Origin of the sequence: Nocardioides conyzicola (genome assembly GCF_039543825.1) — a bacterium.
GTDB lineage: Bacteria > Actinomycetota > Actinomycetes > Propionibacteriales > Nocardioidaceae > Nocardioides > Nocardioides conyzicola.
This window is the reverse complement of record NZ_BAABKM010000001.1, coordinates 541,436-559,177: the sequence shown is the minus strand read 5'-3', so window position 1 is coordinate 559,177 and position 17,742 is coordinate 541,436. Positions and strand designations below refer to the sequence as shown.

Below are 17,742 nucleotides of genomic sequence, written 5' to 3'. Positions count from 1 at the left end.
GCTGCTCTTGGCGTTCGGCTCAGTGGTGGTTCTTGCGGTAGACACGGGAAGCGCTGCGGGAAGAGCAGGTGCTGTGGCGGCGTTCGCGGGATCAATCGCGAGCCTCATCGGGGCGTTTATGTGGAAGACGCCGACCGGCTGAAGCAGCCCCGTCCGCTCATGCCGTTGATGGTGAGCGCAACTGCCGATGAGCGGGGGCGTGCCGGCCAGAGAAAAGCGCTTCTTCGCCAAGACCCCTACAAGCGCGAACGGACCTAAGGTCCACCGACGAACGCGCGCTCGGCCTCCTCGTCGGCATCGAGGTCAAGCACCTCGGCAAGCGTGAGATCGTCGCCGACCGGATGGCCGATCCCGGCAACGCGGTAGAAGGCAGGGTCGTCGGGATGCCCTTCACCACAAATGAAACACCAGTCGCCGTCCTCGCGACTGACGAGAAGCACGGGGCGCTCGCCGCGAAATACCTCGAGACAGACATACGACTGCAGGTTCGACGGGATGCCACGGTCAGCCAGGTGCTCGGTCACGGACGCCATTCTGCAGTCACGTCGGATGCATCTGCATCTGCCGCGATCAGCTCGGATCTGCCGATGCGCGAAGTGCCTTAGCGCCGGAGCCGCCGCAGACCGAGGAGGCTCATCAGCAGGCCGACCACGCTCAACAGTGCTGAGAAGGGGAGAGTCCCCGGCGCGTCGCCCCAAGAGCCAGACACTCCGGCCAGCCCGACCAACATCACGGCAAGTCCGAGAATGACGAACTGGATCAGGGCCGCCGGCCCGTTCAAGTCTCTACGCCAACCCATGCGTGAGTCGTGCCCACGCCACTCGACACCCATTCATCCGGATCTGCAGCTGACGGTGCGGAACTACTGATGAGCGCGCGCAAGCCAGGTCGGTCTGGCACGCTCGGAGCCATGTTCGGACGTACGGGGGAATCCCGGCTGCAGCGCGAGATTCGCGTAGTTGCTGAACTGGAGGAATGGGTCCGCGCCGAGCTGACCCGGGTTCGAGCGGGCGGACGGCGAGCCGACGCGACCATCGCCGTCGCCGCGAGCGCGGCAGCGGAGACTTATCGGGTCACGGACCACTTGACCGAATGGCAGAACGAGCCCAGCAGGAAGTGGCAGATCCACCTGCAGCACGTGTGGAAGTTCCTCGCCGGTGACCGATCGCAGCATTACGCGCTCTCTCAAGCTATCGCCGAGTACCTCCTCAGCCCGCTCAACCACAACGAAGGAGAAGACGGACCCGATGACTTCGACCGTCCTCAGACCGTAGCTGCGTACTCAGCTGCACTCGCCGCGGTCGCTTGGGGAGTCGACTTCGCAGTCACGGCCGTTTCACAGATTTTCGAGGCAATCGACCTCAAATATGAAGGTGATGTCGAGCAGGACGAGCGATGGGGCGAAGTCCAACGGGAGATCGAGTTCGTTCGGCGTGTGGTCACTGCTGTGGTGGGGTACGAGCCGCAGACAGGGCAGGGGTTCACACCCGATTTTCTTGCCTCTATTCGGTCCTGAGTGCGGCTCGGGGCTCGTTTGCACGTTTCCGCATAGACATCCTGATCTGCTGCGGTGAGGGTGAATCCCTCTGCCGTCTGCTGGACGCGCCTGGTGGCCGCTCCTCCCGATGACACGGTCGCGTGTGGGCCTTGATTTCGGCGTGAGCTCCGACCTGCGCCACTAGTGTGAATTCGTGAGTGGACAACAGCCGAACTTCGGCGGCATGACCGTCAACGAACGCCTCTCCACTGCGGGCTTGGCCGCGCAGTTCGACGCCGCGATCCACGCAGGCAACAGGGATCACGCGGTGCAGCTACTCACACGCGTCGCGATGAGCGACGAGAGCGCCGCTGCCACCGTGGACTCGGTCTTGGCGAATCCGGAGAAGTACGGATACCACCGCCGAACCTAGAACGTCCGGATCTGCCGATGATCGGGCGGCTAGTCTGCGGGCGTGACGGGGCCTCGCACTTGCCGGAAGTCTGGAACCGAGCCGTCGGCAGTGCCTTACGGTGACGAGGTGCAGAGACGAAGTCCACAAGGGCTTGCCGTGCGGATCCTCACCAGTATCGCGGCCCTAGCGTGCTTCACGAATGCCTGGATCTGGGCACGCCAGGCAGTCCGCCTCGCCCCGTACTGGGATGCACAACTAGCCGACCCACTCCTCCTTCCCCCTGAATTCCTCCTGGAGCGGGGTTGCGTGCTCTTGGCCGTGACGGTGCTTGCTGTGCTCGCGGTGCGATCAGGTCATTTGGGCGCGCGCCCCGACGCCTTTGCCCAAGTGCTCGCATGCGTGGCCGTCATCGGGGCGAACGCGCTGTCTCCGGCATCGTTCTACTTCGAGTTTCCGAATTCATCCTCGCCCCACTGGGTGCGGGACATGATGTGGCACCTGGTCGCCGCGTCGGTCGTCTTTGCTGCAGCTGCAGTGGCGTGCATCTGGTGGGCAGCTCGTGGGCCGAGCCTTCCCGCGCGGCCGCCAGCAAGGGAGCGGAGCCACGCCGGCCAGGATCTGTCCTAGGCGCCCCGACGTAGCCGCTCATCGAGATTGTCTGCCTCGAAGTCGAATTACCGACCACGCGAGGTCCTCGTCCTGCTCGCATCGAGCACGAGATCGTCCGCATCTGCCGCTGTTCGCGCTCGCTCGCGCCCGGATCAGACGTACGGCTCCTCCCAACGGAAGGGCTCGGATGCGTCTCTCTGGGCCATGAAGGCACTGAACGAGGGCGCTTGGAACAGGCCTTCGTGCCAACCAGCCGAGACGGTGTTGACCAAGATGACGGGTGCTGGTGTCCTGCGGAGGTCGAAGGCAAGTAGCTCCCCACATCCATCGGAACCGAACGCCAACAGGCCAGGCAATCGCTCGTCTGGCTCGGCGGCCTGCGTGACCGCGACGACATCATCCAGCGAGTAGAACATCACGAAGACTTCGCCGAACCAGGCCTCATGGCCGTTGGTCGCGAGCAGCCAGTCGCGATATTCACCCGGGAACGGGACGCCGCCGAGCTGCACCTCAGCGCTGTTGATGTCCTCCGGACGCAACACTCCTGCTGCCATGAAACAAGGATGCATCGCCGGAACGAACCACGCACTCTCATGCCGCTGATGGTTCTCCGATCTGCCGATGTCTGGACGGACGTGGGCGGTCAACTCGCTGGTGTGGGCAGGTGCCCGACCTCGCCGACGTTGTGGTCGCCTGCACGGCATGACCACCAGCACCGTCGCTCCGCGTCGAGGCGGACCTCGAGTGCGCAGTCGTCGTCCGGGCAATGCGGCCAGTAGGCGTAATAGCCGAGCAGGGTATCCACGACCGCGTCGGACACGTCAGACGCGATCGCCTGTACTGCGTTGGCGTACTCGCGCGGCAGAGCGAAGCCGCCATTTGCGCCGAAGTACCAATCGCGTGCCTTGCCGATGTACGCCCAGCGTCCGTCCGGCACGTCAGCCTCGTTGGAGGCTCGGGTCGGGTCTGCGTTGCGCCAGAGCAGGAGAAGTCTCGGCGCGCCTGGGACGGTCCGGGACAGGTCCGCTTGGACGGCGTCCAGGGCTCGTTTTGTTTCTTCCCAGCCAGGTCCGAGGTCGTCAATCGTGAGTTCATCGGTGTGCCGATCCGGGAGCATGCAGTGAGGCTACGGGCCTGGGCGTGCGGTCGGCGGACGTCCGCTCATGCCGCGGTGCGCTCGTGTCAGTGAGCGTGCATCAGCCGGGTACGTGGCACGATTCGATCGCTTGGGCTGTGGTGTCTATTGGACGGCGGAATAGTGAAGCGTGTGGTGATCGGCGCGGTTGTTTTGCTCATCGCCGTGTCGATAGGCGTCTGGTTCGTGAACTGGGATCCGAGTCCGAATCAGGGCTGGGACACCACTTGCGGCGACCTGCTGGACATGACGTCCACGCAGCGGGAGGCCGTGATGCAGAAGGCGGGAGTCGAGCGCGAGAACGCTTCGGCACGGGCTACGTTTTATGCCGGGGCGTGTGCGCACTCCCCCGAGGACCGGAACTACCCGATCGGCAATATCAACCCGTAGCTAGCGACCGGATCTGCCGCGTTGAGCGAGCTGATCTGCTGAGTTCCGAACGACGCGAACCGGGCCCTCACTTAGTCTTCGAGCGTGACGAACCGTGGACGACTCCGGTTGGGACTCCTCGTGGGGTGCGTCCTCGTCGTCGGCCTGATCGGCGGGGTACTCGATCTCAGAAGTCCAACTGCTGACCGACCGAACACAGGCGAGAGCACGTGCCGAGGGGCGTCCGTTCGGGCCACCCTCGACACCGGACCCGGCAGATCCTCCGACCTCGTCACAGCGCAGGTACTCATCTACGACGACCCGGCTCGGGACTGGCAGGTGTCATGGCGGGGCTTCGAGTTGCCGATCGCCACGGTCAACATAGGTCTCGGCGAGCCAGTTGGTCAGGCCTTCGCCCTACTCGGCGACCACGACGACGGCTCAACTCGGGAGATCTGGCTTCGTCCTGAAGGCGACGAAACGTGGTGCAAGGTCGAAACAAGTCTCCCGCGTTGAGAGCCCAGCTCGACGCACTCATCTGCCGCAGTCCGTGAAACCGAGAGGTGAACAGCGCACTCCTGGGCTTACTCTCGGCGACGACCCTGCCCTAGGCGGGTCGGTTCACCCCGACCGCCCGTCCTGCAACACGGAGAGGGAGGCAGCCCGTTCGAGCCGGGCCAGGGTGGGCTCAACTCAGCCCGCGCACTCATCTGCCGCACTCCGGTCGGTCATGCCGATGAGCGGATGTGCACGATAATCGCCCAGTGACTGCAGACGCGCCGCCAGCCGGGACACCGGAGGCTTTACAGCACGATGCCCGTCGGGCGCTCCTCGCGCTCGCCACCAGCGAGTCCTACTCCGACCGTTGCATCGCCGCGCGTTGCTTAGCCCTGTTCGCCGGGATCGAGGACGTTGACCGAGGTCTGGTCTTGCTGGCACATGACCCGGTTGATCCGTACATCGCCTTCTTCATCGCCGCCGTCGATGCACTCGCAAAGCGCGCAGATGGTGTCGGCTGGCGTCTGATTGTGGAAGCTTTCGCGACCGCACCTGATGGTTACACCCGTGAGCGCATGATCGAGACGATCGAGAACGCCCTCCGCTACGACTGGATCACGCCGGAGAACGGCCTGCATGAGTTGAAGGCCCGCGTGACGGACGAGAATCCCACGATCGCGGCTGCGGCTGCCGAGATCCTCCGCGAGATCAATGTCCCAACCGCAGACGACCCCGCCTGACCGCACGCTGCTGGTCCCTTTACAACGTCCGCTTCTACCGCGAGGTGTGTATCCGCTCATGCCGATGTGAGGGCGCCCGAGTACTTGCAATGACACGATGCGCGGGTGACGCACGAAACGGGTAGGGCCGCCGACGCTGAGAGTGCCGATGTCGTCAGCCGCGATGACTTCGCCGACCTCGTCCAGGCCGCCTTGGAGGACTTCCGCACAGGCGGCGAAGCCGAGTGGGAGAACGGCACCCTCGATCGCTTCCTCGACGGCCTCGCGGCGTTCGCGGATGCTCGCATCGTTGGCGGCGGCGACCAGGAGCGACCCACCTGGCGACTGTTCGGCGAGATGATCGTGGCCGCCACGGGCTACGAGTGAACGCTCGCTCTTGCCGCTGACAGCGCGCGGAACTGCCGAAGAGCGAGCGGGGCTCAGGGCTTGCCGATCACCGGGAAGGCCTTTTCGATGTCGTCCAGGCTGCTGATCCAACTCGCCAGATAGGTCTGGTCCACCTCAGCCAACTCAAACGTCAGGACGTTGCCGCCGCCCGCTCCGTCCGTCAGTTCACCCACGACCTCGATCTGACCTCGGGATTCTGCCTTCACCGTGAGGGTGATCCAGTGCTCCATGCTTTCGAGCACTGCTGCACCGAAGAGGTTCTGGTTGAGGAACTTCAGTCCCTCGTTGAAGCGGTGGATCTCGTCCATACGGAGCGACGCCCGAACTTGACCAGTGAAGCCACCAGCTGCCACGGAGATGGTGGAGACGACCCAGTTGCCATCCCAGTAGTCGTCCGCGCCAGCATGCTCTCGACCTTGCACCGTGATGGACAGATGCTCGGTGTCATTCGAACCCATGCGGAACTCGGCGGTCATAGCCAAACTGTGTCAGGTCTACCCGAACCACAGGCCCATCCGAAACGCACTCTTATGCCGCTGATAGTGCGTTCTGCCGAAGAGCGGAGCCGCTTCGCTCAGTCGCGACGGGCATGAGGTGATAGCCGACAGCCGGGCTCCTCATTGGAACGAAGGCCGTGCTCGATCTCATACGCGCACTCCCGCAAACGCCGTCTACGTCGTTGTCTAAGCCGTGCTCGCCCCAGTTGTGACCACACGCGGGACAGTTGTGCGGGCGCGGCGACAGACGGGCATCTGAACGTCGCAGCCACCGCCGGATCGAGCCGATCACGGCACTGATCATGCACGACAAACGTCCGCTCACGCCGCGATCCGATGCGCAGACCTATCGATGAGCGCACAGGTCAGCGATCCGCCTGAGAGGCTGCTGACGTGAACGATGAGGCCCGCGAATGGACCGTCCTGCACTTCTCGCAGTCGAACCCGACTGGTGAAGGGCAGGGCGATGTGGCTGCGCTGCTACGCCATATGGCCAACAGTTTGGATGACCTCGGAGATGTGCAGGTACAAGACCTGACGTTCAGTTCTGCGGTGACCGACGGCGAGGACGACCTCACGATGACCGTCTACTACCACCGCGAGCCGCGACGTCGATGACATTCTGACGACCGAACCTGCCGCGTCGAGGCCGCTACGCTCGCCCGGATCTGGCGCGTAGCGAACTGGTCGGTTTGCACCGCCGCGCTCTTTCGACGGCCAACGGCGGGCGCTCTGCGCGAAGATCGTCGTTGTGACGAAGTCGGAGAAGGTCCGCCCGTGGTGGAGGCTCGCGTGGCTCGGCTGGTGCTACGTCGCCGTCGTGGCCGCTGTCGCCGTCACTGCCTACGCCTCGCCCGTCTCGAACACCAACGCCGGCGCATTTCTTGGCCTGCCTATTCTGACCTTTCCCCTCGGCGTTGTTGCCATCGCGCCCGCGTACGTACTTCCCGTCCTGGTGGCCGTCCTGTCCGGTGCTGATCCCGACTCTGGGTCCTGGCTCGTAGGTACTACCTTCACCTTTGTCTGGATGATGACTGCTTGGGGGAACGCTCTGGCAGCGCGCGCGCTGGTGGGGTTCATCGGCACATACCAACTGCGTCTCTGCGGGTCCCTGAGACGAAACCGCATCTAGCCTGGCCGTCGCCGCCGTCCTTTTCTGCACCACGCCAGGGCGGACTCCGCCCGCACCGGAACAGGCTCATCTGCCGCGATCCGCTCGATCGTGCCGATGGACGGTAGTTACTCGGAGGGTATGAGTCGGTCTCTTGCCACTGCGACGAGGTCGCCGTACTCGGAACCAAAGGGCTCTCCGAGTTCCTGGTCCAACAGGGTGGACAGATTCCACAGGGCCACTTGCTCGCCCTTGTGCTGCGGCGCACTCAATCGACCGGCGTCCTCCCAACGGTGCAGCAGATCGAAGAGCACCAGCGCCTCATCAGAGGTCAGAGAGATAGTCACATTGCCGCCCTCAGTCATGCAGTCATGCTGCCGGAGGAACGTCCGCTCATGCCGCAGACGGTGCGCGGTTCTACCGATGTGCGGATGGCGATTAGCCTTGGTCGCCGACCAGTTTGAACGCTGAGTCTCCGCACGATTCTTCTGCGAACGTGTCGAAGGCTTGGACGTCGGACCGACTCGCTCGGAGCGACGACAGGGTCGGCCCATCCACCAGCCACCGCGCCCGGACGCTCAGGCCGTTCCGTTCTGCCTTAGTCATTTCAGTAGGTGGCGCAACGCGGCCGAGTGCCTCGCCCCACGCCCGTCGTTCGCCACCCTCCGGAGGCTCGGTATAGACGCTGCAGAACGCGACCAGTCCCGTGCTGCCGTCCGACTCGCCGCTGTCTTGACCAGAGGTGCCACAACTCATCAGTCCGAGGGTGAGGAGGCTGCAAACCAGGGTCGCCCCACGGTGCGTGGACGATGCCGGGGCGCATGGCTCGCTCATGAGCGTCATGCTCCCGCAATCGCATCCAGCCCGATCACGATTCCCCGAAACATTCGCCCTGCCACGATCTGCTCGGCACTACCGATGAGCGGTCGTCTGCTGGCGGTCTCAGGACTCGGTAGAGGGTGGGAGGCGCTTCCTGGCTGCTGCCACGAAGCGCTCGACGACGGCGAACGGAAGGGTGCCCGTGTGATGCGCGACGAAGTCAAAGCCGCTGCCGTCGGCATGCCAGAACGCGACAAGGGCGGGGCCACTCTCGGATGAGTCGAGGTCTGTGAGTTCGAGGCCCATCCCATCGTTGATGACATCCGAGGCCATCACAACCTCGAACTTGCGGCCATCGTGTTCCCATGCGTCCACAGCCAACGATGCTCCCACCGCCGCCGGGCCTATCGATCGAAACGCACTCACATGCCGCGATCCGCTCGGTCCCGCCGCTGGTGGCCCGGCCACGGTGTCGTAGCGTCGCGGCGTGCACGCACTCGACCTCGCGACCCGCAAGTTCTGGCGTGTCAGCGGACGCCGGGTGGACCTCGACGGTGCTGAGTCCTGGCTGAGCGCTCCGACCAGCGCCGGACCGGAGGTCGGTGACAGCTGGTTGTCCGCCGAGGCCGCTCGGCTGAACGGTCGCCTGGTCACGGATGATCCGGGAGCGGGCCTGCTCGCGTCGATGTCGGCACTCGACGGCCCCAGCTTCTCCGCGGGCGACCTCGATCCGCGCATCCGGGACTTCTACGAGCACACCTCACGGTGGCGCATGGAGGCCTGGGCCGGCTGGTCGCCGGCCTTCTGGCCGGGCGGCGAGCTCGTCTCGCGACTGTTCGGCAGAAGGGTCCAGTAGCTCGCCCTCCCGATGCGCCCTCTCGACGTCGCGCACGGGATCGACAGCAGGGTGTCGGTGATCGCGGACGCCGAGGGCACCCAGCTCGCCGCGGCGTGGCTTCGGACGCTTCGTGCGACCGGCAGCTACGTCTTCAGCGGCTGCTACTCCGTGAGGTCGCTGCCGGGCGCAGACCGCCCGAGCGTCCACGTCGCCTTCCCCCTGGAGTCCGGCAACGTGCAGGTGTTCCTGCGTCCGTACGCCGAGGACGGCGCGCTCGTCCTGAGATCTCCGCGAGCCCCCTTCGCAGGTGACGGCGCGTACGTCGTCGTGGAGGACGGCGGCGACGCCTACGCGGCCCGCGTGCCCGTGCACGAGACCTTCCGGGTCTACGTCGATCCCGTCGGCGTGCTGCGCACCGATCACGTGCTCAAGCTCTGGAGCAGCACCGCTGTGCGCCTCCACTACAAGCTGGAGCCGATCACCGACGCCCGACGCTGAGTGGGCGTTCGCCGGGTCAGTTGGCGTCGATCGGGATGTCCTGGGCCTCGGTGGTCTTGTCCGACGCGAAGATCGCGATCGGGACCCGCTGCCGGATGGTCTTCTTCTCGAAGGTGCCCGACCCGGCCCGGCGCTCGACGTACACCGTCGCGCTGAAGGTCAGGTCGATGCCGACGGTGTCGGCGGCGGTCGGCTGGATGACCTGGTTGCGGAGCTCGAAGGCGCCCTTCGGCGAGGTGATGAGCATGCCGCGCGAGGTCGACAGCGGCTGCGGGTCGAAGGTGACCTCCTTCGCGATCTCGTTGAGCTCGTACGGCGTCTCGTCGTTCGTGCCGTCGGAGGTCTTGACCGTCGAGGTGACCTTGATGCGGTCGAGGTAGACCTTGCGCTTGGTCTTGAACGGGTCGCGGAGGTCACGGTCGAGGTCGTAGGCCTGGAACGTGAAGGTGAAGTACTTCTTGCCCTTCGGGTACCACTCGTTGGTCCGCGGGGTCGCCTTGGTCGGGTAGAGCGTGTAGACGAAGTCGACGCCGTTCATCTCGATGTGCGACTGGAACGTCCCGTCGCGGGTGAACTCCGAGTCGTACGGCGTCTCGGAGGCCGTCGGCGAGGCGGTGGGTGTCGTGGCGGGGTCGGCGTCGTTGCCGGTGAGGCCGTCGATGACCGAGCAGCCGGAGAGCGCCGTGAGGACCAGCGCGGCGCTCAGGACGCCGGCGAGGCCGCGGAGGCGCGGTCGGGTGCGGGTCATGGGGGTCTCCTGGGAGTCGGTGGTGGGGGCGGACGTCGTACGGCGGCGGGTCATGCCTTGAAGCCGCGGTAGCGCTTCATGGCCTTGACGAACATCCACGCGGTCTGGAGCACGGTGATGACGCCGAGGATCGGCCAGCTGACGGCCAGGATGTCGGAGCGGAGGCCGATCGGGAGCTGCACCCAGACGGCCATGAAGACGACCAGGATGAAGAAGAACGCGACGAACGGGTAGAGCCAGGCGATGCCCTTGCCACGCTCGGCCTTGGCCTGCGCCGCCCAGTTGTCGGTCTGCTGGCGGCTGAAGAACTTCAGCCACGCGCGGATGAAGTGGCCCATCCGGATGACCATGTAGGTCTCCGCCGGGATGAGCAGCAGCGAGAACAGATAGTCACGTCTGTTGGCGAACTCCATGGAGCGCGCGACCCGGAAGTTCAGCCAGATCGAGGCCAGCGGCGGGATCACCCACCAGGCGCTGAAGACGAACGCGTGGATGTTGAGGGAGCCGGCGAGCAGCAGCACGAACAGCACCCGGGAGGTGATGTTGATGACCATCGACAGGTGCTCGAACCAGCGCAGCCGCAGGTTGGGGTGGAAGGGCTGGCCCTTCGTGTCGCCGCGCTGGCCGGGCCACATCAGGTCGATGGCGCCGAAGTTCCACTTGACCTGCTGGGCGTCCAGCGAGCGGAGCGTGTCCATGCCGCCCACGTGGGCGCGGGCCCGGGCGCTGATCTTGGTGAGGTAGCCGGCGCTCTTGATCTGGAGCGACAGGAGCGAGTCCTCGACCTCGCTGTCGCTGACCCACGGGGTGCGCTGGTGGCTGTCGCGGAGGACGTCGCGCAGGGCCTGGGTCGAGAACATCGAGAACTGCCCGCCGAGGACCGCCATGTTGCGGCCCTTGAGCAGGTTCTGCATGTTGAACGCCGAGAACTGCGCGCGCTGGCCGGCGATCAGGAACTTCGCCATCCAGCCGTCGAGGGCGCTGTCGTCGATGGAGTAGATCGCGGAGATGCCGCCGATCCGGTCGTCGCTGGAGATCTCGTCGACGAGCCACTCGATGGCGTCCGGCTCGGGCGTGGTGTCGCCGTCGACGCCGAGCAGGTAGTCCATGTGCTCGACGAGCGAGTAGCCGTAGTTGAGCGCCCCGACCTTCTTCTCGGGGTTCTTCCCGATGTCGTGGACGTAGATCACCGTCTCCTGCTCGCCCTTGGCCGTCATCCGCTTGTGCGGGCCGGCGTAGTGGCTGGCGATCTCGACGGAGTCGTCGGAGGTGTTGTTGACGACGAGGTGGATGACGTCGGGGAGCCGGGTCTGCTGGAGCAGCGAGTCCAGCACGCCGGCGATCGTCTCGGCCTCGTTGTACGCAGGGATGATGCACCCGACGGTGGGCCGGTAGGTGGGGAGCTCGTCGACCTCCTCCTGGTACTGGTGCTCGTAGGCGGCCAGGTCCGGGTCGGCCACGCGGAGGTACGGATCGGCGGGAGCAGCCGGAGCAGCTCCGTACTGCGTCCCCATGTCGTTGACGTCCACCGTGTCCCCTTCGCGCTGGAGGTGCCGCCCGATGCGGCTACCCCGTGTGCTTCCAGTCTGGGGACCGCGTCTCAAGTCGCCCCACCGAAAACCTCAAAGATCTCCCTAAGTATGTGCCAGGAGTGTGCTCCCGGTCACGATCAGCGAGGCTTCCTCACCGCGGGAGGCTGCTGGAGCGCCATCCGCCCGGGCCGTGCGGGAGCGTACGGCGCATCGTGCGGTGGGGCGCCGACCACTCCGGCGTACGGCGGGGCTCCGGTGCCGGTGCCGACTGCAGGGCGCTGAACACCGCCACGATCGCCGCCACCTCCTCCGGGGTCGCGTCCGCGTTGATGATGCGGAGGGCGGGGGGAGTGGGACTGGTCTCAGCGGTTGTCGCTGCCTCTTCACCTGCGGTGGTCTGTGGCATCTCTTCGCTCGCCCTTTCCTTTCGTCCTACGGTCCGCTTCGGCGCACTTCCCCCGGGGTTGCTGTTGCTGGTCAGAGGGGGATGTTGCCGTGCTTCTTGGCGGGCAGGGTCTCGCGCTTGCTGCGCAGCAGCCGGAGGGCGCGGACGACCTCGACGCGGGTCTCGTGGGGGGTGATGACGGCGTCGACGTAGCCGCGCTCGGCCGCGATGTAGGGGTTGGCGAGCGTGGTCTCGTACTCGTCGATGAGCTCGGCGCGCTTGGCCTCGACGTCGCCGCCGTCGTCCTCGACCTTCTTGAGGGTCTTGCGGTGGACGATGTTGGCGGCGCCCTGGGCGCCCATCACCGCGATCTGGGCGGTCGGCCAGGCGAGGTTGATGTCGGCGCCGAGGTGCTTGGAGCCCATCACGTCGTACGCGCCGCCGTAGGCCTTGCGGGTGATGATCGTGACCAGCGGGACCGTGGCCTCGGCGTACGCGTAGATCAGCTTGGCGCCGCGGCGGATGATGCCGTTCCACTCCTGGTCGGTGCCGGGCAGGAAGCCGGGCACGTCGACGAAGGTCAGCACCGGGATGTTGAACGCGTCGCAGAAGCGGACGAAGCGGGCGGCCTTCTCGGACGCGTCGATGTCGAGGGTGCCGGCGAACTGCATCGGCTGGTTGGCGACCACGCCGACGGGGTGGCCCTCGACCCGGCCGAAGCCGATCACGATGTTGGGCGCGAACAGCTCCTGGACCTCGAGGAAGTCTTCGTCGTCCACGACGACGGTGATGACGTCGCGGATGTCGTAGGGCTGGTTCGGGGAGTCCGGGATGATCGTGTCGAGAGTGCGGTCGAGGTCGGAGAAGTCGGTGTCCGCGACGTCCCCGAGGGTGGGCGCCTCGTCGAGGTTGTTCTGCGGCAGGTAGGACAGCAGCGCCTTGACGTACTCGATCGCGTCGTCCTCGTCCGAGCCCATGTAGTGGGCGTTGCCGGACTTGGTGTTGTGGGTGCGGGCGCCGCCGAGCTCCTCCATCGTGACGTCCTCGCCGGTGACGGTCTTGATGACGTCGGGGCCGGTGATGAACATCGCGGAGGTCTGGTCGACCATGATCGTGAAGTCGGTGACGGCGGGGGAGTAGACGTGCCCGCCGGCGCAGTTGCCCATGATCAGGCTGATCTGCGGGATGACGCCCGAGGCGTGCACGTTGCGGCGGAAGATCTCGCCGTACAGGCCGAGCGAGACGACGCCCTCCTGGATGCGGGCGCCGGCACCCTCGTTGATGCCGATGATCGGGCAGCCGGTCTTCATGGCGAGGTCCATCACCTTGGTGATCTTCTCGCCGTACACCTCGCCCAGGGAGCCGCCGAAGACGGTGAAGTCCTGGGAGAACACGCAGACCTGGCGGCCGTCGATCGTGCCGTAGCCGGTGATCACGCCGTCGCCGTACGGGCGGTTCTTCTCCAGGCCGAACGCGACCGAGCGGTGCCGGGCGAGCTCGTCGAGCTCCACGAAGGAGCCCTCGTCGAAGAGCAGCTCGATCCGCTCGCGGGCGGTCTTGCGGCCCTTGGCGTGCTGCTTCTCGACCGCCTTCGCGGAGCCGGCGTGGACGGCCTCGTCGAGCCGCCGGTCCAGGTCGGCCAGCTTGCCCGCGGTGGTGTGGAGGTCGAGGTCGGCCGGGACGTCGGTTCCCTCGCCGGGCTGGGCACTCATCTGGGGCTCCTCGTTCGCGTGCGGTTGGGACCGTGGGTCAATGTAGTGCCCGTGACCTCCCCGTCGATGCGACGCATCTCACTCGATCCCGCGCCGCTCGCCGCGCTGGCCCCCGACCTGGTCGTGGAGCTGCTCGAGACGACCACCTCCACCAACGCGGTCGGCGCGGAGCGAGCGCGGGCGGGCGCGGCCGAGGGCCTGGTCGTCGTGGCCGAGCACCAGACCGCCGCACGCGGCCGGCTCGACCGGACCTGGGAGGCGCCCCCGCGCTCCTCGCTGGTGTTCTCGCTGGTGCTGCGGCCGACGGTCCCGCTCGCCCACTGGCCGTGGCTGCCGCTGCTCACCGGCCTGACGGTCGCCAGCACGCTGCGCGCCGAGGGGTACGACGCGGGCGTGAAGTGGCCCAACGACGTGCTGATCGGCGACCGCAAGCTCGTCGGCATCCTGGTCGAGCGTGTCGAGACCCCCGACGGTCCGGCCGCGATTGTCGGCATCGGCATCAACGTCAGCCTGACCGTGGCGGACCTGCCTGTGCCGACCGCGACCTCGCTGGCGATCGAGTCCGGGGCCGAGCCGGACCGGACCGCCCTGCTCGTCGTGCTGCTCCGCGCGCTGCGGGAGGCGTACGACGCCTGGCAGGCCGGCGGGGACCGGGCGACCGACGAGCTGCGGACGGCGTACGCCGCGGCCTGCGTGACGGTCGGGCGCGACGTGCGGGTCGAGCTGCCGGGCGACGCCGTGCTGACCGGCCGGGCGACCGGAGTGGACCCCGGCGGCCGGCTGGTGGTCGCCGGACCCGGCGGCGACACCGTCGTCGGCGCGGGTGACGTTGTCCACGTGCGCGCCGTCGATCGGTGACATGATCCCTTCGTGGCCATCTCACCGAAGCTGCTGAACGAGGGCGAGAAAGTCGTCGTCGACACGCGCACACACGTCAAGGCACTGATCCTCCCGATCTTCGCGCTGGTCCTGCTGCTCGCGATCGGGACCTTCGGGCAGGTGAAGCTCGACCAGGACTCCGACGCCCAGCACATCACGACCCTCGCGCTCTGGGTGCTGGTCGCCGTCGGGATCATCTGGTTCGTGCTGCGGCCGCTGATCATCTGGGCGACCGCGACGTACACGTTCACGGACCGCCGCCTGATCACCCGCACCGGCGTCATCGTCCGCCGCGGGCACGACATGCCGCTGGCCCGGATCAGCGACATCGCGTACGAGTTCGGGCCGATCGACCGGCTGCTCGGCTGCGGGACGCTGCTGATCTCCGACGCGAGCACGCACGGCACGATCAAGCTGCACGACATCCCGCGCGTCGAGGAGACCCAGCGGACGCTCAACCTGATGCTGCAGAAGATCCATGACCCCGCGGCAGGACATGACGACGGAGCCTGATCCTCTGCCCGACCCCCAGCCGGGTCCGGGAGACCTCGAGCGGGCGATCCTCGGGGAGACGCCCGAGTTCAACGCCAAGCAGGTCGCCGCGGCCACCGGCGTGACGCTGGAGGAGGCTCGTCGGCTCTGGCGTGCGCTCGGCTTCCCCGAGCACGGCCTCGAGAACGCTTACACGGACGCCGACACCGAGGCGCTGACCACGATGATCAGCGCCGTCCGCGCGGACCTGATCGACTTCGACCTGGCGGTCAACCTGACCCGGGCGGTCGGCCAGACCATGGCCCGGCTCGCCGACTGGGAGGTGTCGACGCTGGTCTCGCGGGTGGACGAGCTCGCCGCCGACCCCGCCAACGACAACGGCCGGACCGGCTCCGCCCTGCACCTGATCGAGCAGATCAAGGGCCCCTTCGAGGACCTGCTGATCTACGTGTGGCGCCGGCACCTCGCGGCCGCGGTGGCCCGCGTCGAGGCGATGCGGTCCAACGAGGAGGACCTCAACACCGTCCAGCTGACGGTGGGTTTCGCCGACATCGTCAGCTTCACGGCCCTGTCCAACCGGATGACCGAGGAGAAGATCGGCGACCTGGTCGAGCTCTTCGAGTCCCGGTGCGCCGATGTCGTCACCACCCAGGGCGGCCGCATCATCAAGAGCATCGGCGACTCGGTGCTCTTCGTCAGCGACGACCCGATCCGCGCCTACGACATCGCCGAGGGGATCATCAACGTCGTCGGCCGCGATGCCCGGATGCCCGACGTCCGGCTCGGCCTCGCCAGCGGTCCGGTCGTGATGCGGCTCGGTGACGTCTTCGGGCCGCCTGTCAACCTCGCCGCCCGGCTGACCGCGGTCGCCCGTCGCAACCGGATCATCATCGACGCGGCCACCGCGGAGCTGCTGCCCGACGACGAGTTCGAGACCCGGCGGCTGCCTGCCCGGCCGGTGCGCGGGTTCGGCATCGTGGAGCCGCTGACCGTGCGCCGGGCCTAGAGCCCTGGGCCGTCGGGGTCGGGCCTAGATTTTTCTCGCATTTGCCCACGTGACACGCGTCACCTTCTTACGGTGGGCGGATGATCGAGGTGCAGGAGATCAAGCTCGATCCCGAGGAACGTCGTGCGTGGCGCGGGGACGAGGAGATCGTGCTGTCGCGCAAGGAGTTCGACCTGGTGCACGCCCTGATGACCCAGGCGGGGCGGATCGTCAGCCGGGACGACCTGATGCGCGAGGTCTGGCACACGACGTTCTGGACCTCGTCGAAGACCATCGACGTGCACCTGGGGTGGGTGCGCCGCAAGCTCGGTGACGACAGCCGGCAGCCGCACCTGATCACGACCATCCGCGGCCAGGGCCTCCGGTTCGAGACCGAGGACCTGCGCAGCCGCCAGTCGTAGCAGCCCCACTACTGTGGGCGCGTGCCTGCGCCCGACCCCACCCACGCGCCCACGCTCGCCGTCATCGGCGGCGGCCAGCTGGCCCGGATGATGGCCGAGCCGGCCGCCGCGATGGGGCTGCCGCTCCGGTTGCTGGCCGAGGCCGAGGGGGTCTCGGCGGCCCAGGTCATCCCGGACCACCAGGTCGGTGACTACCGCGACCTCGCCACCCTGCGCGCCGTGACCGCCGGCTGCCCGGTGGTCACCTTCGACCACGAGCACGTCCCGACCGAGCACCTGCACGCGCTGGAGGCCGACGGCGTCGCCGTACGCCCGGGTCCGGACGCCCTCGTGCACGCCCAGGACAAGGGCGTGATGCGCGAGCGGCTGGCCGAGCTCGGCGTCCCCTGTCCCCGCAACGCCATCGTCGCGACGCTCGCCGACGTCGAGGCGTTCGGCTTCCCGTGCGTGGTCAAGACGACGCGGGGCGGGTACGACGGCAAGGGCGTGTGGTTCGTCCGCTCGGTCGAGGACTGCGCGGACGCCTTCGCCGCGGCCGACGCGACCGGCGTACGCCTGCTCGCGGAGGAGCTGGTCGACTTCCGGCGCGAGCTGTCCGCCCTGGTCGTGCGGTCGCCGAGCGGCCAGGCCGCGGCGTACCCCGTCGTCGCCTCGACCCAGAAGGACGGCATCTGCCACGAGGTCGTCGCGCCCGCGCCCGACCTCGACCCCGCGCTCGCCGGCCAGGCGCAGGAGATCGCGCTGCGGGTCGCCGGCGAGCTCGACGTCACCGGCGTGCTGGCCGTCGAGCTGTTCGAGACCAACGACGGCCGGGTGCTCGTCAACGAGCTCGCGATGCGCCCGCACAACACCGGGCACTGGACCCAGGACGGCGCGGTGACGTCGCAGTTCGAGAACCACCTGCGCGCCGTGCTCGACCTGCCGCTCGGCTCCCCGGCGCCGCGGGCGCGCTGGACCGTGATGGTCAACATCCTCGGCGGTCCCGACGCGAGCGTCGGGCGCCTGTACGACGGCTACCCGCACGCCCTGGCGCGCGACCCGCACCTCCGGGTGCACCTGTACGGCAAGGACCTCCGTCCGGGACGCAAGGTCGGCCACGTCAACGCCTACGGCGACGACCTGGACGAGTGTCTCGAACGAGCCCGGCACGCGGCCGCGTGGTTCCGGGGCGACCTGGGAAACGAGAGTGAGTGA

Annotated in this window: 25 protein-coding genes; 15 read left to right on the top strand and 10 right to left on the bottom strand. The window is 67.2% G+C overall.

Going from position 1 to position 17,742, the window contains the following annotated elements; all coding sequences use genetic code 11:
- Window positions 1–254 precede the first annotated feature (254 nt).
- Window positions 255–524: a hypothetical protein gene (locus ABEA34_RS02800; RefSeq protein WP_345519013.1), complete on the bottom strand. Its 270-nt coding sequence runs from the start codon at window positions 522–524 to the stop codon at window positions 255–257.
- Window positions 525–910: 386 nt separating this feature from the next.
- On the opposite strand from ABEA34_RS02800, the gene ABEA34_RS02795 reads away from it, so the two are divergent.
- Both ABEA34_RS02795 and ABEA34_RS02790 read left to right on the top strand, forming a co-directional pair.
- Window positions 911–1,516, top strand: a complete 606-nt coding sequence (locus ABEA34_RS02795; protein ID WP_345519011.1) for a hypothetical protein — start codon at window positions 911–913, stop codon at window positions 1,514–1,516.
- Window positions 1,517–1,691: 175 nt separating this feature from the next.
- Window positions 1,692–1,910: a hypothetical protein gene (locus tag ABEA34_RS02790; RefSeq protein WP_345519009.1), complete on the top strand. Its 219-nt coding sequence runs from the start codon at window positions 1,692–1,694 to the stop codon at window positions 1,908–1,910.
- Window positions 1,911–2,653: 743 nt separating this feature from the next.
- Here the strand turns inward: ABEA34_RS02790 and ABEA34_RS02785 are convergent.
- Both ABEA34_RS02785 and ABEA34_RS02780 read right to left on the bottom strand, forming a co-directional pair.
- Window positions 2,654–3,055 (bottom strand): SMI1/KNR4 family protein, encoded by a 402-nt coding sequence (locus ABEA34_RS02785; protein WP_345519007.1) that lies wholly within the window; start codon window positions 3,053–3,055, stop codon window positions 2,654–2,656.
- Between the two features lie 89 nt (window positions 3,056–3,144).
- Window positions 3,145–3,618: a hypothetical protein gene (locus tag ABEA34_RS02780; RefSeq protein WP_345519005.1), complete on the bottom strand. Its 474-nt coding sequence runs from the start codon at window positions 3,616–3,618 to the stop codon at window positions 3,145–3,147.
- 141 nt (window positions 3,619–3,759) lie between these two features.
- Here ABEA34_RS02780 and ABEA34_RS02775 point away from each other — a divergent pair, with 141 nt between their 5' ends.
- The 4 genes from ABEA34_RS02775 (at window position 3,760) to ABEA34_RS02760 (ending at window position 5,609) form a co-directional block, all read left to right on the top strand.
- Window positions 3,760–4,026, top strand: coding sequence for a hypothetical protein (locus ABEA34_RS02775; protein ID WP_345519003.1), 267 nt, complete (start codon window positions 3,760–3,762; stop codon window positions 4,024–4,026).
- An 84-nt stretch (window positions 4,027–4,110) separates the two neighbouring features.
- Window positions 4,111–4,521 (top strand): hypothetical protein, encoded by a 411-nt coding sequence (locus ABEA34_RS02770; RefSeq protein ID WP_345519001.1) that lies wholly within the window; start codon window positions 4,111–4,113, stop codon window positions 4,519–4,521.
- Between the two features lie 248 nt (window positions 4,522–4,769).
- The gene (locus tag ABEA34_RS02765) at window positions 4,770–5,243 is read left to right on the top strand and encodes a hypothetical protein (RefSeq protein WP_345518999.1); all 474 of its coding nucleotides are present in this window, start codon (window positions 4,770–4,772) and stop codon (window positions 5,241–5,243) included.
- 105 nt (window positions 5,244–5,348) lie between these two features.
- A complete protein-coding gene (locus ABEA34_RS02760) occupies window positions 5,349–5,609 on the top strand; it encodes a DUF7660 family protein (protein WP_345518997.1) in 261 nt (86 codons plus the stop codon).
- Window positions 5,610–5,662: 53 nt separating this feature from the next.
- Here ABEA34_RS02760 and ABEA34_RS02755 read toward each other — a convergent pair whose 3' ends face one another.
- Window positions 5,663–6,106: a WapI family immunity protein gene (locus ABEA34_RS02755; RefSeq protein WP_345518995.1), complete on the bottom strand. Its 444-nt coding sequence runs from the start codon at window positions 6,104–6,106 to the stop codon at window positions 5,663–5,665.
- 414 nt (window positions 6,107–6,520) lie between these two features.
- Here ABEA34_RS02755 and ABEA34_RS02750 point away from each other — a divergent pair, with 414 nt between their 5' ends.
- Window positions 6,521–6,745, top strand: coding sequence for a hypothetical protein (locus tag ABEA34_RS02750; RefSeq protein ID WP_345518993.1), 225 nt, complete (start codon window positions 6,521–6,523; stop codon window positions 6,743–6,745).
- A gap of 133 nt (window positions 6,746–6,878) precedes the next feature.
- The gene (locus ABEA34_RS02745) at window positions 6,879–7,259 is read left to right on the top strand and encodes a hypothetical protein (RefSeq protein WP_345518991.1); all 381 of its coding nucleotides are present in this window, start codon (window positions 6,879–6,881) and stop codon (window positions 7,257–7,259) included.
- Between the two features lie 107 nt (window positions 7,260–7,366).
- On the opposite strand, the gene ABEA34_RS02740 is transcribed toward ABEA34_RS02745, so the two are convergent.
- Together ABEA34_RS02740 and ABEA34_RS02735 are read right to left on the bottom strand one after the other, a co-directional pair.
- Window positions 7,367–7,603, bottom strand: coding sequence for a hypothetical protein (locus ABEA34_RS02740; RefSeq protein WP_345518989.1), 237 nt, complete (start codon window positions 7,601–7,603; stop codon window positions 7,367–7,369).
- A gap of 577 nt (window positions 7,604–8,180) precedes the next feature.
- Window positions 8,181–8,432 carry a hypothetical protein gene (locus ABEA34_RS02735; protein ID WP_345518987.1) on the bottom strand — a complete coding sequence of 84 codons (252 nt, stop codon included), beginning with the start codon at window positions 8,430–8,432 and terminating at the stop codon, window positions 8,181–8,183.
- 112 nt (window positions 8,433–8,544) lie between these two features.
- On the opposite strand from ABEA34_RS02735, the gene ABEA34_RS02730 reads away from it, so the two are divergent.
- On the top strand, window positions 8,545–8,913 hold the full coding sequence (locus ABEA34_RS02730; protein WP_345518985.1) for a hypothetical protein: 369 nt from the start codon (window positions 8,545–8,547) through the stop codon (window positions 8,911–8,913).
- Between the two features lie 12 nt (window positions 8,914–8,925).
- Entirely contained in the window at window positions 8,926–9,393 is a 468-nt protein-coding gene (locus tag ABEA34_RS02725) for a hypothetical protein (RefSeq protein ID WP_345518983.1), read from the top strand.
- 16 nt (window positions 9,394–9,409) lie between these two features.
- On the opposite strand, the gene ABEA34_RS02720 is transcribed toward ABEA34_RS02725, so the two are convergent.
- The 4 genes from ABEA34_RS02720 to ABEA34_RS02705 all read right to left on the bottom strand — a co-directional run bounded on the left by ABEA34_RS02720 (window position 9,410) and on the right by ABEA34_RS02705 (window position 13,770).
- Window positions 9,410–10,141 carry a hypothetical protein gene (locus tag ABEA34_RS02720; RefSeq protein WP_345518981.1) on the bottom strand — a complete coding sequence of 244 codons (732 nt, stop codon included), beginning with the start codon at window positions 10,139–10,141 and terminating at the stop codon, window positions 9,410–9,412.
- 50 nt (window positions 10,142–10,191) lie between these two features.
- The gene (locus ABEA34_RS02715) at window positions 10,192–11,670 is read right to left on the bottom strand and encodes a glycosyltransferase family 2 protein (RefSeq protein WP_345518979.1); all 1,479 of its coding nucleotides are present in this window, start codon (window positions 11,668–11,670) and stop codon (window positions 10,192–10,194) included.
- A gap of 154 nt (window positions 11,671–11,824) precedes the next feature.
- Window positions 11,825–12,079 carry an acyl-CoA carboxylase subunit epsilon gene (locus tag ABEA34_RS02710; RefSeq protein WP_345518977.1) on the bottom strand — a complete coding sequence of 85 codons (255 nt, stop codon included), beginning with the start codon at window positions 12,077–12,079 and terminating at the stop codon, window positions 11,825–11,827.
- A gap of 71 nt (window positions 12,080–12,150) precedes the next feature.
- Window positions 12,151–13,770, bottom strand: coding sequence for an acyl-CoA carboxylase subunit beta (locus ABEA34_RS02705; RefSeq protein ID WP_345518975.1), 1,620 nt, complete (start codon window positions 13,768–13,770; stop codon window positions 12,151–12,153).
- Between the two features lie 66 nt (window positions 13,771–13,836).
- Between ABEA34_RS02705 and ABEA34_RS02700 the strand changes: the two genes are divergently transcribed.
- The 5 genes from ABEA34_RS02700 to ABEA34_RS02680 all read left to right on the top strand — a co-directional run bounded on the left by ABEA34_RS02700 (window position 13,837) and on the right by ABEA34_RS02680 (window position 17,742).
- Complete coding sequence (locus ABEA34_RS02700) at window positions 13,837–14,628, top strand: biotin--[acetyl-CoA-carboxylase] ligase (RefSeq protein WP_345518973.1); 792 nt, start codon at window positions 13,837–13,839, stop codon at window positions 14,626–14,628.
- Between the two features lie 12 nt (window positions 14,629–14,640).
- On the top strand, window positions 14,641–15,162 hold the full coding sequence (locus ABEA34_RS02695) for a PH domain-containing protein (protein ID WP_345518971.1): 522 nt from the start codon (window positions 14,641–14,643) through the stop codon (window positions 15,160–15,162).
- Window positions 15,128–16,147, top strand: a complete 1,020-nt coding sequence (locus ABEA34_RS02690; RefSeq protein ID WP_345518969.1) for an adenylate/guanylate cyclase domain-containing protein — start codon at window positions 15,128–15,130, stop codon at window positions 16,145–16,147. Before ABEA34_RS02695 ends, ABEA34_RS02690 begins: the two co-directional genes overlap by 35 nt.
- Before the next feature lie 80 nt (window positions 16,148–16,227).
- Window positions 16,228–16,548 (top strand): winged helix-turn-helix domain-containing protein, encoded by a 321-nt coding sequence (locus ABEA34_RS02685; RefSeq protein WP_345518967.1) that lies wholly within the window; start codon window positions 16,228–16,230, stop codon window positions 16,546–16,548.
- Window positions 16,549–16,569: 21 nt separating this feature from the next.
- On the top strand, window positions 16,570–17,742 hold the full coding sequence (locus ABEA34_RS02680) for a 5-(carboxyamino)imidazole ribonucleotide synthase (protein ID WP_345518965.1): 1,173 nt from the start codon (window positions 16,570–16,572) through the stop codon (window positions 17,740–17,742).